This window comes from Streptomyces sp. NPDC079167 (genome assembly GCF_040686735.1).
Taxonomy (GTDB): Bacteria; Actinomycetota; Actinomycetes; order Streptomycetales; family Streptomycetaceae; genus Streptomyces.
Map to the genome: position 1 here is coordinate 576,941 of NZ_JBFBLO010000002.1, position 13,829 is coordinate 590,769.

General features: G+C 71.4%; 10 protein-coding genes. All 10 read right to left on the reverse strand.

Going from position 1 to position 13,829, the window contains the following annotated elements:
* Positions 1 to 12: 12 nt before the first annotated feature.
* The 10 genes from AB0P41_RS06825 to AB0P41_RS06870 all read right to left on the reverse strand — a co-directional run bounded on the left by AB0P41_RS06825 (position 13) and on the right by AB0P41_RS06870 (position 13,827).
* Positions 13 to 735 carry an urease accessory protein UreD gene (locus AB0P41_RS06825; protein WP_365930553.1) on the reverse strand — a complete coding sequence of 241 codons (723 nt, stop codon included), beginning with the start codon at positions 733 to 735 and terminating at the stop codon, positions 13 to 15.
* Positions 732 to 1,442, reverse strand: coding sequence for an urease accessory protein UreG (gene ureG, locus AB0P41_RS06830; RefSeq protein WP_356715358.1), 711 nt, complete (start codon positions 1,440 to 1,442; stop codon positions 732 to 734). Before ureG ends, AB0P41_RS06825 begins: the two co-directional genes overlap by 4 nt.
* On the reverse strand, positions 1,435 to 2,100 hold the full coding sequence (locus AB0P41_RS06835; protein WP_365930555.1) for an urease accessory UreF family protein: 666 nt from the start codon (positions 2,098 to 2,100) through the stop codon (positions 1,435 to 1,437). The genes ureG and AB0P41_RS06835 overlap by 8 nt, the downstream gene beginning before the upstream one ends.
* Positions 2,100 to 3,812: an urease subunit alpha gene (locus AB0P41_RS06840; protein WP_365930557.1), complete on the reverse strand. Its 1,713-nt coding sequence runs from the start codon at positions 3,810 to 3,812 to the stop codon at positions 2,100 to 2,102. Before AB0P41_RS06840 ends, AB0P41_RS06835 begins: the two co-directional genes overlap by 1 nt.
* Positions 3,812 to 4,147, reverse strand: coding sequence for an urease subunit beta (gene ureB, locus AB0P41_RS06845; protein WP_365930559.1), 336 nt, complete (start codon positions 4,145 to 4,147; stop codon positions 3,812 to 3,814). Before ureB ends, AB0P41_RS06840 begins: the two co-directional genes overlap by 1 nt.
* Positions 4,144 to 4,446 (reverse strand): urease subunit gamma, encoded by a 303-nt coding sequence (locus AB0P41_RS06850; protein ID WP_356715368.1) that lies wholly within the window; start codon positions 4,444 to 4,446, stop codon positions 4,144 to 4,146. Before AB0P41_RS06850 ends, ureB begins: the two co-directional genes overlap by 4 nt.
* Positions 4,447 to 4,689: 243 nt before the next feature.
* Entirely contained in the window at positions 4,690 to 8,340 is a 3,651-nt protein-coding gene (locus AB0P41_RS06855) for a S8 family serine peptidase (RefSeq protein ID WP_365930754.1), read from the reverse strand.
* Positions 8,341 to 8,547: 207 nt separating this feature from the next.
* The gene (locus tag AB0P41_RS06860; RefSeq protein WP_365930561.1) at positions 8,548 to 9,687 is read right to left on the reverse strand and encodes an XdhC/CoxI family protein; all 1,140 of its coding nucleotides are present in this window, start codon (positions 9,685 to 9,687) and stop codon (positions 8,548 to 8,550) included.
* 41 nt (positions 9,688 to 9,728) lie between these two features.
* Positions 9,729 to 11,186 (reverse strand): NCS2 family permease, encoded by a 1,458-nt coding sequence (locus tag AB0P41_RS06865; RefSeq protein ID WP_356715371.1) that lies wholly within the window; start codon positions 11,184 to 11,186, stop codon positions 9,729 to 9,731.
* Between the two features lie 223 nt (positions 11,187 to 11,409).
* On the reverse strand, positions 11,410 to 13,827 hold the full coding sequence (locus AB0P41_RS06870) for a molybdopterin cofactor-binding domain-containing protein (protein ID WP_356715373.1): 2,418 nt from the start codon (positions 13,825 to 13,827) through the stop codon (positions 11,410 to 11,412).
* Positions 13,828 to 13,829 lie beyond the last annotated feature (2 nt).

Sequence of the window (13,829 nt, forward strand, 5' to 3'; positions counted from 1 at the left end):
CCCGTCGGCCGGTCATCGTCGCCAGCTCTCCCAGACAGCCGTCAGTTCCCGCTCCACGGCGGGAGCCCCGGTGGCGAGCAGCCGTATCTGCGCGCCAGGGCCCGCGAGGTCCATGCGGGACGGGTGCGGGGGGCCGCCGGGGTCGGCTCCGAGGGCGGTGACGGCGCCGATGACCCGGTGCGGGCCCAGCACGCCGGGGAGTTCGCGTACGTCCGGGTCGGTGAGGTCGAGGTCCTCCACGAGCAGTTCGCGGCCGTCGTGGACGGCTCTGGTCCTCGCCCTGATCCGGCCGCCGCGTTCGCCGGAGCGGCCGAGGACCAGGGTGTCGCGCCACAGCATCCGGGCCCCGGGGGCCAGCGTCACGTCCATGTCCCGCGTGACATCGGCCCCGGCGGAGACCACGAACGGCTTCGAGTCCCAGGTGAGTTCACCGCCCGCGGCGATCTCGACCACGGCCCGCCAGGACGAGCGGCCGCCCCGGTGGTCGTAGGCGACCAGGCCGGCGGGTTCCATGAGGTGCAGCCGGGCTCCCGGGCCGACGGTGACCTGGACGCACAGCTCGTCGCCGGCGAGCAGGCCCGCCGTCGTGCCGACCAGGGCGAGGTGCAGGCCGTCCCCCGAGGGGCGCAGGGGGCGCGGGGCGAGGAAGGTGCCGGGGCGCAGGTCACCCGCGACGTCCCGGCCGCCGGCGTCGCGGTGGACGGCGACGACGGTCGGTTCGCCGGGCCGGGTCACGGGTGGGGGTGGCTGTGCGGGGCCATCGGCCCGGGGTCGCTGGGCACATGGCTGCCCGCCCGGTGGCGCGCGAGCACCGACCGTACCCAGTCGGCGAGCCGGGCGACGGAGGCCTCGTCGTGCTTGGACAGGGCGAGCACGGGCAGACCGTCGCGCACGGAGGAGGCGTCGGCGACCATCTGCTCCACGTCGACCTCGACGTACGGGGCGAGGTCGGTCTTGTTGATGACGAGCAGGTCGGCACGGGTGATCCCGGGGCCGCCCTTGCGGGCCACGTCGCCCCCGCCCGCGACGTCGATGGTGAAGATCTGGGCGTCGGCCAGTGCCGGGCTGAAGGTGGCGGTGAGGTTGTCGCCGCCGCTCTCCACGAGGACCAGGTCCAGCGGCCCGTAGGCTTCCTCCAGATCCTCGACGGCGTCCAGGTTGGCGCTCACGTCGTCGCGGATCGCGGTGTGCGGGCAGGCCCCGGTCTCCACCGCGCGGATGCGTTCGGTGGGCAGGACCCCGGCGGAGCGCAGGAAGCGGGCGTCCTCGTCGGTGTAGATGTCGTTGGTGACGACCGCCATGGAGAGCTCACCGGCCAGCCGGCGGCAGAGGGTCGCGAGGATCGAGCTCTTGCCGGTGCCGACGGGCCCGGCGACCCCGATCCGCAGGGCGCGGGGCTGGTTGAGGGGCTCATGGAAGTGCTGGTTGTGGTGCTCAGGCAAGGAAGAGTCTCCGTTCGCTTCGTTCGTGGTCGAGTGCCCACTGCTCGGTGAGCGGGGCGGTACGGGCCGGCAGGTCGGCCGGGGTTCGCACCGCGAGGGCGGCGGACACCGCGGCCGCGGCGCCGGATTCGGCGCCGAGGATCCAGGCGACCGAGTCCAGCGGGTCGCCGGGCAGCAGCTTCAGCGCCGCGGAGGTGATGGTCTGCAGCTCGTCGTAGACGACGGCGTACGCCATCTCCTCCTCCCCCACTCCGAGTGCGGCTCCGAGGGCGCCGAGTGCCACCGGCCGCAGAGGCCTCGGCCGGACGCCCGGCAGGGCGAGGACCGCGGGGTGGTCCGGGGCGAGGCGCCGGGCCAGCCGGTGGACGCCCCGGCCGAGCGTCATGGACGCCGCCCGCAGCGGCGCCGCGGGGGTACGGGCCTCCAGGGCCTGCTGGACGCTGCCGTAGTCCACCCGGTCCTGTCCGGCGGCCCTCAGGGCGAGCACGGTGGCGGCGGCCTCGGTGAGGGCGGTGGTGAGCAGCCGGGCCCGCAGCAGTGCGGGGATCCGGTCCCGGGTCAGGCCCGCCGCGACGGCGGGTTCCAGCCCGGCGCTGTACGTGTACGCGCCGACGGGGAGCCGGCCGTCCGCCAGGAGCAGGGGTGCGAGCGCGCCCATCAGAACATGCTGTACCGCTGGGCGAGCGGCAGTTCGGTGGCCGGGGCGGGTTCGACGAGCTCCCCGTCGATGTGGATCGCGAAGGTCTCGGGGTCCACGTCGATGGCGGGCAGCGCCGTGTTGTTCGGCAGGTCGGCCTTGGCCAGGTGGCGGGTGGGGCGCACGGCGACCAGTTCGCGTTCCAGGCCGAGCCGTTCGGCCAGGCCGTCCTCCAGCGCGGCCGGGGCGACGAAGCTCACCGACAGGTGGGCGGCCGCTCCGGCGGCGGCGGTGGGGCGCAGCAGGACCGGCTGGGTGGTGGGGATGGCCGCGTTGGCGTCACCGAGCGGCGCGAGCACGACCGTGCCGCCCTTGATGACCGCGGCCGGCCGGATCCCGAAGAACGCGGGATCCCAGAGCACCAGGTCGGCGAGCTTGCCGGGTTCGACGGAGCCGACGACATGGTCGATGCCATGGGCGACGGCCGGGCAGATGGTGTATTTGGCGACATAGCGACGGGCGCGCGCGTTGTCGGCGGGGAGGGCCGGGACGCCGGGGAGGGCGGTGCCGAAGCGCTCCTTCATGACGTGCGCCACCTGCCAGGTGCGGCAGATGACCTCACCGATCCGCCCCATGGCCTGGGCGTCGGAGGAGGTGATGGAGAGGGCGCCGATGTCGTGCAGGACGTCCTCGGCGGCGATGGTGGTGGCGCGGATCCTGGACTCGGCGAAGGCCAGGTCCTCGGGGACGCGCGGGTTGAGGTGGTGACAGACCATCAGCATGTCGAGGTGCTCGGCGACGGTGTTGACGGTGTGCGGGAGCGTCGGGTTGGTGGACGCCGGGAGGATGTGGGGGTGCGAGGCGACGGAGATGATGTCGGGCGCGTGGCCGCCGCCGGCGCCTTCGGCGTGGAACACGTGGATGCCGCGTCCGGCGATCGCGTCGAGGGTGCCCTCGACGTAGCCCGCCTCGTTGAGGCTGTCCGCGTGCAGGGCGACCTGGAGGCCGAAGGTGTCGGCGGCGCGCAGGGCGGCGTCGATGGCGGCGGGGGTGGCACCCCAGTCCTCGTGGACCTTGTAGCCGCCGGCACCGCCGAGCGCGGCCTCTCGCAGCCCTTCCTCCCCGACGGTGGAACCCTTGCCGAAGAGCATGACGTTGAGCGGGACGCGGTCCAGGGAGCGGTGCATCATCGCCAGGTTCCGGGCACCGGGGGTGACGGTGGTGGCCTTGGAGCCCTCGGAGGCCCCGGTGCCGCCGCCGATGACGGTGGTGGTTCCGGTGGCCAGCGCCTCGTGGAGGGTCTCCGGCATCAGGAAGTGGACGTGGGTGTCGACGGCTCCCGCGGTGAGCACGCGCCCTTCGCCGGAGACGACGTCGGTCCCGGGGCCGATGACCAGGTCCGGGTGGACACCGTCGCTGATGTCGGGGTTGCCGGAACGCCCGAGGGCCACGATGCGGCCGCCCCGCACGCCGACGTCGGTCTTGACGACGCCCCAGTGGTCGAGGACCACGACGTTGGTGATGACGAGGTCCAGGGCCCCCGCGGCGCTCGGCATGGTGGACTGGGCCATCGACTCGCGGATGGACTTGCCGCCGCCGAAGACCGCCTCGTCCCCGCCGAAGCAGCGGTCCTCCTCCACCTCGATCCAGAGACCGGTGTCGGCGAGCCGTACGCGGTCGCCCGCGGTCGGGCCGTACAGCGCCGCGTAGGCGGCGCGGGTCAGTTGTGCCATCAGCTCTCCTCCGCCTCTTCCGTACGTGATTCGTCCCTTCGGCCGGCCCGCACGACGAGCCCCGGCACCACCCGCCGGCCGCCGAGTGCGACGAGCGAGACGTCGGCGCCGACCCCGGGTTCGAAGCGCAGGGAAGTACCGGACGGAATATCGAGACGAAAACCTTGTCCGTGAGCACGGTCGAAGGAAAGCGCCGGATTCGCGTCGGGCAGATGCAGGTGCGAGCCGATCTGAATGGGCCGGTCACCGTCATTGATTATGGTGAGATTCCGGATCTCCCGGCCCGCGTTGATCTCCAGGACTCCGGATCCCGTCCGGATCTCGCCGGGGATCACGGAATCGGCGAGGTGATCGTGACGAGCTTGCGCCCGTCGGGGAAGGTCGCCTCGACCTGGACGTCGTGCAGCATCTCGGGCACACCTTCGAGCACGTCGGAGCGGGTGAGCACGGCACGTCCCGTGGTCATCAGCTCATGGACCCCGGCGCCTTCACGCGCACGTTCCAGAACCCAGCAGGACAGCAGGGCGACGGTCTCCGGGTAATTCAGAAGTACGCCGCGCTCCCGCCGGTCGCGGGCGATCATTCCCGCGACACTCAGCAGCAATTTCTCCGTGTCGGACGGAGTGAGAAACATGTGAAACCTCCATGGCGGCATTTCCCGGAATTCCCGGAAGCGCCTGGACCACCCTCCTCTTATAAGCCTCCGGATACGCCCGTGGCAACTCGCTGCGCACCGCAAAAAGTCCCTTTCTGGCGTTATCGCCTGCCATATACGGGTGAAGCCGACATATTTTGATCTTCAAAACCACGTAAAGAAGAGGTGGCCCCGCGCCCCTCATCAGGGCACGGGACCACCTCGACCAGGTGTTTCAGCGGTTCACCTCAGGCCGAAGGCCTTGATGATCTCCTGCTCCACGGCGAGCCCGCCGGGGCCCTCGGCGCGGGCCTTGAGCGAGACGGAGTCCGCGTGCTTCGGCGTCCTGAACTTCGCCGTCCACTCCCCTGCCGAGCCCCTGCGCAGCGCCACCTCGTCCCAGGTGGCGCCCTCGTCGTAGCTGACCGACAGCGATGCCTTCGTCGCCTTCACGGCACCGTCCAGCCATGCCTGGGTGCCGGCGGTCAGGCCGACCTCGGTCTTCCTGCCGGCCTTCACGTCGCCCGCCAGGTCCGTCTCGACGTCGTAGTCGAGCTGGAGCAGCGGGATGTCGGCCTGCTGCGTGCCCTCGGGCAGGGCGCCCGAGACGAAGTCCCACTCGGTGTGCGTCCGTGTGGAGGTCTTCCAGGTGGCCTCGTCACGGGCCGAGTCGATGACCAGGCTGTACGGCAGCGCCTCCGCCGACAGGTCCCAGGCGTAACCTGCCCGGCCCGCCCCCTTCTTGATCACGGTGCCGCCCTGGGAGAAGGCGTAGGTGGTGGTGTCGTACTCGTCGTCGGGCATCGCGCCGGAGTGGCCTTCGCCCGAGTCGGTCCACGGGGTGATGTTGAACTGGATGTCGTTGTACGACGTACGGAACGGTCCCCAGTAGCCGGTGCCCAGCCGGGGTGCCGTCACCGGGGCGAACCACTCGTCGTGGTAGTTCCTGCCCGCCGAGTAGTCCTGCTCGGCACTGCGCATCTCCATCGCCGTGCCGGAGCCGCCGGCGCCCAGCACCGAGTGGTTCTCGTACCAGTAGGAGTCACCGGGCAGCGGGGTGACCCACTCCGTGCGGGTGCCCGGGAACTTCTCGTACTCCTCGAAGCCGAGGCCCGGTCCGTAGTCCGGGATGTCGTAACGGTATCCGGCACCGAGGGTCGCCTTGTGGCCGTGGAAGGTGTTCTCGACCTTCGCGAGCTGACGGGTCGACGGGGTGAAGGCCAGCGAGCGGTCCGGGACGGCGCCGTCGTGACGGTCCACCAGGTCGTAGACGTACGAGGCGAACTTCCGCTGGTCGACGGAGAGCTTCTTGCCCCGCTGGGCCGCCTTGACCAGGGTCGCGCCCGCGATCTTCCGCACCGAGGCGACCGGGATGGCGGTCTCCTCGCCGTACGGCGCGTAGCTCTCCATGGCGACTCCGCGGCCGTCGTTGACGACGAAGAGCGCCTTCGCGCCCGCCGCGAGTGCGTTGGCCAGCCGCTCGGCGGGCGGAACGGCGTCGCTGCGCGTGACGACGACGGCCTTGCCCTTGACGCTGCGGCCCTTGTAGTCCGCAGCGGAACCGTCACCGGCGTAGACGCCGGTGAGCCTCTGCTCGCTGTCCTCGGCGACGACCGAGCCGTTCTGGACGGTGACGGGGATGTCGTGGCCGTCGGCCGTCAGGTCGAGCAGTTCCTCGCCCTGGCGCCAGCGGGTCAGGAAGCTGAAGCTGCCCTGGGTGACCTTCTTCGTGGGGCTCGCCCACAGCTGGTCGTAGGTGAGCGGGATCTGGTACGCGTCGCGCTGGACGGTGCCGTCCGGGGCGGTGCGTGCCATGTCGTACCGCAGCTGACGGGTCTCGGTCTCCTTCGGGGTGCGCACGCTGACCTTGCGGGCCTTGGACGCGTCGAGGGTGACGGTCGTGGCCTTGTCGAGGACCGTCTCGGGTGCGGCGAGGAAGGCGACGGCCTTCGAGTCGGCGCGGTCCCCGTCGACGTCCGCGGAGGACCAGGCGGTGTAGTTGCCCGGGGGCAGCCGCAGGGTGGTGTCACCCGGGACCGCCACGACGCCCAGGTCGGGGTCGCCGAGCCGGGCGATGACGACGTTGCCGTCCATCGGCTCACCGGACCGGTCGCGGAGCCGGAGCTTCAGGTCGTAGAGCTCCTGCTCCTTGTTCAGTGCGAAGCCGGTGTGCGCGACGGTCGCACCGGAGGCGTCGGTGGCGACGACCTGGCCGGAGAACTGGGTGTCGTTCGGGACCTCGGACGGGTCCAGGGACAGCACCGCCTGGGCCGTGGAACCCGCCGGGACGGTCAGCGTGGACGTGGAGAGCGTGTACGCCTCGGAGTCCGTGCCGGTCGCCAGGTTCAGCGTGACGTCGTCGTCACCCGTGTTGCGGTAGGTGATCGTACGCTCGGCGACCGGGTCGGACGCGGCGTGCGGCCATTCGTAGGCCGCGACCTCGACGGAGCCCGTGGCCTCGATGGTCGTGTCCATCGCGGCCTTCACGTCGAGCCGTCCGGTGCCCTGCTCGTACGGTGTGTAGCCGGCCAGCTCCTTGGAGGAGCTCATCAGGGCGTTCTTGACGCGCTCGCCGGACCACTCCGGGTGACGCTGCTTCAGGATGGCGGCGGCGCCCGCGACGTGCGGGGTGGCCATCGACGTACCGTCCATGGACTGGTACATGCCCTCGATGCCGGGCACCGACTGGGAGGCGGCGGCGTTGATGCCGACGCCGGGCGCGGACAGGTCCGGCTTCAGGCCGTAGGAGCGGACGAGCGGGCCCATGGAGGAGAAGTCGGCGCGGTTGTCGCTCTTGTCGACGGCCGCGACGGTGAGCGCGCTCGCGGCGGAACCGGGCGACCCGATGGTGCCCGCGCCGTACGCGTTGCCCGCGGCGATCACGAACAGCGGGCCGCCGTCGGCGGACAGCGCGTTCACGGCCTGTGCCATCGGGTCGGTGCCGTCGTCGGGGATGCTGGATCCGAGGCTCATGGAGACGACGTCGGCGCCCTCGGCCTTCGCCCACTCCATGGCCTCGATGATGCCGGAGTCGGCGCCGGACCCCTCGTCGCTCAGGACCTTGCCGACGATCAGGTCGGCGCCCGGGGCGACGCCCTTGTTGGCCCCGTCGGAGGCCGCGCCCGAGCCCGCGATGGTGGAGGCGACGTGCGTTCCGTGGCCGTTCTTGTCATCCACCTCCTCACCCGGGATGAAGCTCTTGGACTGCGTGACGCGGTCCTTGACGTCCGGATGCGTCGCGTCGACACCGGTGTCGAGAACGGCGACCGTGGTGCCCTTGCCGTCGTATCCGGCGGCCCAGGCCTGCGGGGCGTTGACCTGCGGCACGGAGTCCTTGAGCGCCGCCTCGGCCTTGCCGTCGAGCCACAGCTTGGCGATGCCGTTGTCCAGCGAACGGCTCTTCGCCGTACGGGAGATGTCGCTCCAGAAGGCGCGGGCGTCGTCCTTGTCGGTCTTCAGCGCAGCGCCGTTCACGGACTCGAGCCGGCGGACCGTCTCGCTGCCGCGCGGTGCCGCGGGCAGCGAACGCGCCGTGCTCGCGGGGTAGGTGGCGATCAGCGGGATGCCGCCGGAACGGGCGTCGTCGTAACCCATCCCGACCAGCGTCGAGATGTTGAACAGCCGGCGGTCCAGCTTGTCGGCGGCGATGAGGGCGCTCGCCTCGTCGGGGATGACGAAGATGTCGTCCCCGGCCTGCCGCACGTGCACGCCGCCCTGCGCACCGTCGGGGCGGTCGACGGTGACGGTGTCCTGGCGGCCCGCGCCGTCCGTGTAGTGGACGACATCGCCGGTGACCAGCGTGATGTCGTAGTCGCGGCCCTCGGACCCCTGACGGCGGTCCTCGGCGGTCGACGGTTTCGGGGCGGCGGTGGCGGAACCCGCCGCGGGAAGCATGACGCCGCTCACGAGGGCGACCGAGGTCGCTATGAGCAGAGCCCTGCGTCCCGCGCGAGCGGGTCTCGCCCGGCCGGAAACGGAGGAGAGGGAAAATGTCATGCAGCTGATCTACCGGTAAATCCGGGGCTGCGGACGGCTTCGCCCCTGGCGTGAAACCGCCGTGGCGGCAACCCGCCCGCCGTGATCAGCCGCCGATGGTCGGGATCAGGCCACCGAGGCCAGCGAGGTGTCGCTCTCGTGGTGGATCGGGGTGTGGGCGCCCTTCAGCGGCAGGCCGCTGCCGCCCCGCCGCACCGCGACGATCTCGGCGGCGATGGACAGGGCCGTCTCCTCCGGCGTACGGGCTCCGAGGTCGAGCCCGATCGGCGAGTGGAGCGCGGCCAGCCGGCGCTCGCTGACGCCGGCCTCGCGCAGCCGCTCGTTGCGCTCCAGGTGGGTGCGGCGCGAGCCCATCGCGCCGACGTACGCGACCGGCAGACGCAACGCCAGTTCCAGCAGCGGGATGTCGAACTTGGCGTCGTGCGTGAGGACGCAGAGCACGGTGCGCGCGTCCACCTCGGTGGTGGCCAGATAGCGGTGCGGCCAGTCGACGACGATCTCGTCGGCGTCCGGGAAGCGGGCGGCCGTGGCGAAGACGGGGCGGGCGTCGCAGACGGTGACGCGGTACCCGAGGAAGCGCCCGGCCCGCACCAGGGCGGCGGCGAAGTCGATGGCCCCGAAGACGATCATCCGGGGCGGCGGGACGCTCGATTCGACGAGCAGGGTGAGGGGGCTGCCGCAGCGGGACCCCTCGGCTCCGATGACGATCTCTCCCGTACGGCCCGTGTCGAGCATCGCGCGGGCCTCGGCGCCGGCCGTGCGGTCCAGCTCGGGATGTCCGCCGAGCCCGCCCTCGCGGCTGCCGTCGGAGTGGACGAGCAGGGGGCGGCCGAGGAGGTCGTCCGGGCCGTCGGTGACGCGGGCGACCGCGGCCGCCCGGCCCTGTGCCGCGGCGGCGAACGCGGCGGCGAACACCGGGCGCGCGGGGTCGTCCGCGCGCACCGGTGTCACCAGGATGTCGATGACGCCGCCGCAGGTCAGGCCGACCGCGAAGGCGTCGTCGTCGCTGTAGCCGAAGCGCTCGCGCACCGTGGTGCCGTCCTCGAGCGCCTGCCGGCACAGCTCGTACACCGCGCCCTCCACACACCCGCCGGAGACCGATCCGATGGCCGTGCCGTCGCTGTCCACGGCGAGGGCGGCGCCCGGCTGCCGGGGCGCGCTGCCGCCGACGGCCACCACGGTGGCCACGGCGAAGGCGCGTCCCTGCTCGACCCACCGGTGGAGCTCTTCGGCGATGTCCAGCATGGCGTGTCTCCTTCTGACGGATGTGCGGAGGGCGGGGCGGGTCAGCTGACGCCCAGCCAGCTCTCGATGGGGTGCAGGGCGAAGTACACGATGAAGACCAGCGTCAGGACCCACATGAAGACGCCGACCTCGCGGGCCCTGCCCTGGGCGAGCTTGATGGCGGAGTACGAGATGACGCCCGCCGCGACACCGGTGGTGATGGTGTAAGTGAACGGCATCAGGACCACGGTGAGGAAGACCGGGACGGCCACGGAGCGGTCCGACCAGTCCACGTGCCGGGCATTCTGCATCATCATGGCGCCGATGACGACCAGGGCGGCGGCGGCCACCTCGGCCGGCACGATCGCCGTGAGCGGGGTGAAGAAGAGGCAGGCCGCGAAGAAGAGCCCCGTGACGACGGAGGCGAGACCGGTACGGGCACCCTCGCCGACCCCGGTCGCCGACTCGACGAACACGGTCTGGCCGGAGCCTCCGGCGACACCGCCGATCGCCCCGCCCGCGCCGTCGATGAACAGCGCCTTGGACAGACCGGGCATCCGGCCCTTGTCGTCGGCGAGGTTCGCCTCCGTGCCGACCCCGATGATGGTGGCCATGGCGTCGAAGAAGCCCGCCAGGACCAGGGTGAAGACGATCATGCCGACCGTCAGCACCCCGACGTCACCCCAGCCGCCGAACTCGACGTCGCCGAAGAGCGAGAAGTCCGGTGAGGAGACGGCACTCCCGCTCAGCTCGGGCGGGCCGCTGCTCCAGGCCTTGGGGTCGATGTCACCGACGGCGTTGACGACGATCGCGATGACGGTGCCGACCACGATGCCGATGAGGATCGCCCCGGGGATGTTCCGGGCCTGCAGCATGAAGATGAGCAGCAGGGTCGCGGCGAAGATGAGCACCGGCCACCCGGTGAGCGCTCCGGTGGGACCGAGCGACAGCGGGGTCGCCACTCCCTGGTGGACGAACCCGGCCTTGACGAGGCCGATGAGCGCGATGAAGAGGCCGATCCCGATGGTGATGCCGTGCTTCAGGGCGAGCGGGATGGCGTTCATGATCATCTCGCGGAGCCCGGTGACCACCAGGAGGCAGATGATCACCCCGTAGATCACACACATGCCCATGGCCTGCGGCCAGGTCATGGCCGGTGCGACCTGCGAGGCGAGCACCCCGGAGACGCTCAGTCCCGCCGCGAGCGCGAGGGGGACCTTGCCGACGAAGCCCATCAGCAGGGTGGTGGCCGCCGCCGCGAGCGCGGTGGCGGTGATCAGCCCGGACTGGCCGAGCAGCTGGCCGTCGACGTCCTTGCCGCCCAGGATGAGCGGATTGAGGAGGAGGATGTACGCCATGGCCATGAAGGTCGTGACGCCGCCGCGCACCTCACGCGCGACGGTCGATCCCCGTTCGGATATGTGGAAGTACCGGTCGAGCCAGGACCGTCCGGCGGGGACACGCGAGCCGGGGCCCGCGTCCTCCGCGCTCGTCCTGGGTTCCACGGACTGCTGGGTCATGTTGCCTGACTCCCAAGGTTCACAGGGGCACCCGCGTGGAGCTCTGGAGACTGCGGGATTTGGGATGACTGCGAGGCGCACGACCCGGGGGACGGCCCGAGACGAACTCTTCGTGCAGATGGAGCGGTGGTGCGGTGGTGCGGTGGCTCCGGACGGTGCGCGGCGCGGGGAAGTGTGACGTTCACGGCAGGCACGCACCGCCCGGAGGGTCTTGAGGAAGCAGTCAGCTGCCGGTGATGTGCTCGGGGCGCACCGGTGTCCTGTTCAGCTCCAGTCCCGTCGCGTTCCGGATCGCCGCGAGGACGGCCGGGGTGGACGACAGGGTGGGGGCCTCGCCGATGCCGCGCAGCCCGTACGGGGCGTGGTCGTCGGCGAGTTCGAGCACGTCGACCGGGATGGTCGGGGTGTCGAGGATGGTGGGGATCAGGTAGTCGGTGAAGGACGGGTTGCGCACCTTCGCCGTCTTCGGGTCGACGATGATCTCCTCCATGACGGCGACACCCAGCCCCTGGGTGGTGCCGCCCTGGATCTGGCCGACGACCGACAGCGGGTTGAGCGCCTTGCCGACGTCCTGGGCGCACGCGAGCTCGATGACCTTGACCAGGCCGAGTTCGGTGTCGACCTCCACGACCGCGCGGTGCGCGGCGAAGGAGTACTGGACGTGGCCGTTGCCCTGTCCGGTGCGCAGGTCGAAGGGTTCGGTGGGCCGGTGGCGCCACTCCAGCTCGACGTCGACCGCCTCGTCCTCCAGCACGTCGGCCAGCGAGGCGAGCACCTCGCCGCCATCGGTGACGACCTTGCCGCCTTCGAGGAGGAGTTCGGCGGTGGCCCAGGCGGGGTGGTACGTGCCGAACCTGCGGCGGCCGATCTCCAGGACCTGTTCCCGGACGGCCTCGCAGGAGTTCTTCACCGCGCCGCCGGTGACGTACGTCTGCCGTGAGGCGGAGGTGGAGCCGGCCGAGCCGACCTGGGTGTCCGCCGGGTGGATGGTCACCTGGTTGACGCCCAGTTCGGTACGGGCGATCTGGGCGTGGACGGTGACCCCGCCCTGCCCGACCTCGGCCATCGCGGTGTGCACGGTGGCGACCGGTTCGCCGTTGATGACCTCCATCCGCACCCGGGCGGTGGAGTAGTCGTCGAAGCCCTCGGAGAAGCCGACGTTCTTCAGCCCGACGGCGTAACCGACGCCGCGCACCACGCCCTCGCCGTGGGTCGTGTTGGACAGTCCGCCGGGCAGGGCGCGTACGTCGACGGAGCTGCCGTCCGCGTCGGCCGAGAGCCACTGCTGCTCGGGCGGCAGGGGCCTCGCCTTGACGCGGCGGAGCAGTTCGGCGACCGGAGCCGGCGAGTCGACGCGCTGGCCGGTGGGGAGCAGGGTGCCCTGCTCCATGGCGTTCAGCTGCCGCAGTTCGACCGGGTCCATGTCCAGGGCGGCGGCCAGTTTGTCCATCTGCGCCTCGTAGGCGAAGCAGGCCTGGACCGCGCCGAAGCCTCGCATGGCACCGCAGGGAGGGTTGTTGGAGTAGAGGGCGATCGCCTCGATGTCGACGTCCTCGACGACGTACGGTCCGACCGCGAGCGAGGAGGCGTTGCCGACGACGGCCGGGGAGGCGGAGGCGTAGGCGCCGCCGTCCAGCACGATCCGGCACTTCATGTGAGTGAGCTTGCCGTCCTTCGTGGCCCCGTGCTCGTAGTGGAGCTTCGCGGGGTGGCGGTGGACGTGGCCGAAGAAGGACTCGAAGCGGTTGTAGACCATCTTGACGGGCTTGCCGGTGCGCAGCGCCAGCAGGCAGGCGTGGATCTGCATCGACAGGTCCTCGCGTCCGCCGAAGGCGCCGCCGACTCCGGAGAGCGTCATGCGGACCTTGTCCTCGGGGAGGCCGAGGACGGGGGCGATCTGCTTGAGGTCGGAGTGCAGCCACTGGGTGGCGACGTACAGCTCGACGCCGCCGTCCTCGGACGGCACGGCGAGGCCGGACTCCGGGCCGAGGAAGGCCTGGTCCTGCATGCCGAAGACGTAGTCGCCGGTGACGATCACGTCGGCCCGCGCGGCGGCCGCGTCCGCGTCACCGCGGACGATGGGCTGGCGGTGGACGATGTTGGGGTGCGGGACGTGCCCGATGTGGTGGTCCTCGCGGCCCTCGTGGACCAGGATCGCGCCGGGGGCGGTCGCGGACGCCTCGTCCGTGATCACGGGGAGTTCGGCGTAGTCGATCCTGATCTTGGCGGCGGCGCGGCGCGCGGTCTCGGGGTGGTCGGCGGCGACGAGCGCCACGGGCTCGCCGTGGTGGCGGACCTTGCCGTGGGCGAGCACGGGGGTGTCCTGGATCTCCAGCCCGTAGTTCTTCATCGCCGCGGGCAGGTCGTCGTAGGTGAGGACGGCGTACACGCCGGGGGTGGCGACGGCCTCACCGATGTCGATGGAGCGGATCTCGGCGTGCGCGACGGTGGAGCGGAGCGTGTGGCCCCACAGCATGTCCTCGTGCCACATGTCGGAGGAGTACGCGAACTCCCCGGTGACCTTGAGCGTGCCGTCGGGGCGCAGGGTGGACTCACCGATGCCGCCCCGGGTCTCGGAGCCCTGGGTGATCCTGGTGGGGGTGCCGGCCGGTACGGACGCGGCTCGTGGGTGCAGCGTCATGG

What these genes read in the sequence shown, in the direction of transcription:
- AB0P41_RS06835 (WP_365930555.1), bottom strand. Translation starts at nt 2,100, where the DNA reads ATGGGCGCGCTCGCACCCCTGCTCCTGGCGGACGGCCGGCTCCCCGTC.
- AB0P41_RS06840 (WP_365930557.1), bottom strand. Translation starts at nt 3,812, where the DNA reads ATGGCACAACTGACCCGCGCCGCCTACGCGGCGCTGTACGGCCCGACC.
- AB0P41_RS06850 (WP_356715368.1), bottom strand. Translation starts at nt 4,446, where the DNA reads ATGTTTCTCACTCCGTCCGACACGGAGAAATTGCTGCTGAGTGTCGCG.
- AB0P41_RS06855 (WP_365930754.1), bottom strand. Translation starts at nt 8,340, where the DNA reads ATGCTTCCCGCGGCGGGTTCCGCCACCGCCGCCCCGAAACCGTCGACC.
- AB0P41_RS06860 (WP_365930561.1), bottom strand. Translation starts at nt 9,687, where the DNA reads ATGCTGGACATCGCCGAAGAGCTCCACCGGTGGGTCGAGCAGGGACGC.
- AB0P41_RS06865 (WP_356715371.1), bottom strand. Translation starts at nt 11,186, where the DNA reads ATGACCCAGCAGTCCGTGGAACCCAGGACGAGCGCGGAGGACGCGGGC.
- AB0P41_RS06870 (WP_356715373.1), bottom strand. Translation starts at nt 13,827, where the DNA reads ATGACGCTGCACCCACGAGCCGCGTCCGTACCGGCCGGCACCCCCACC.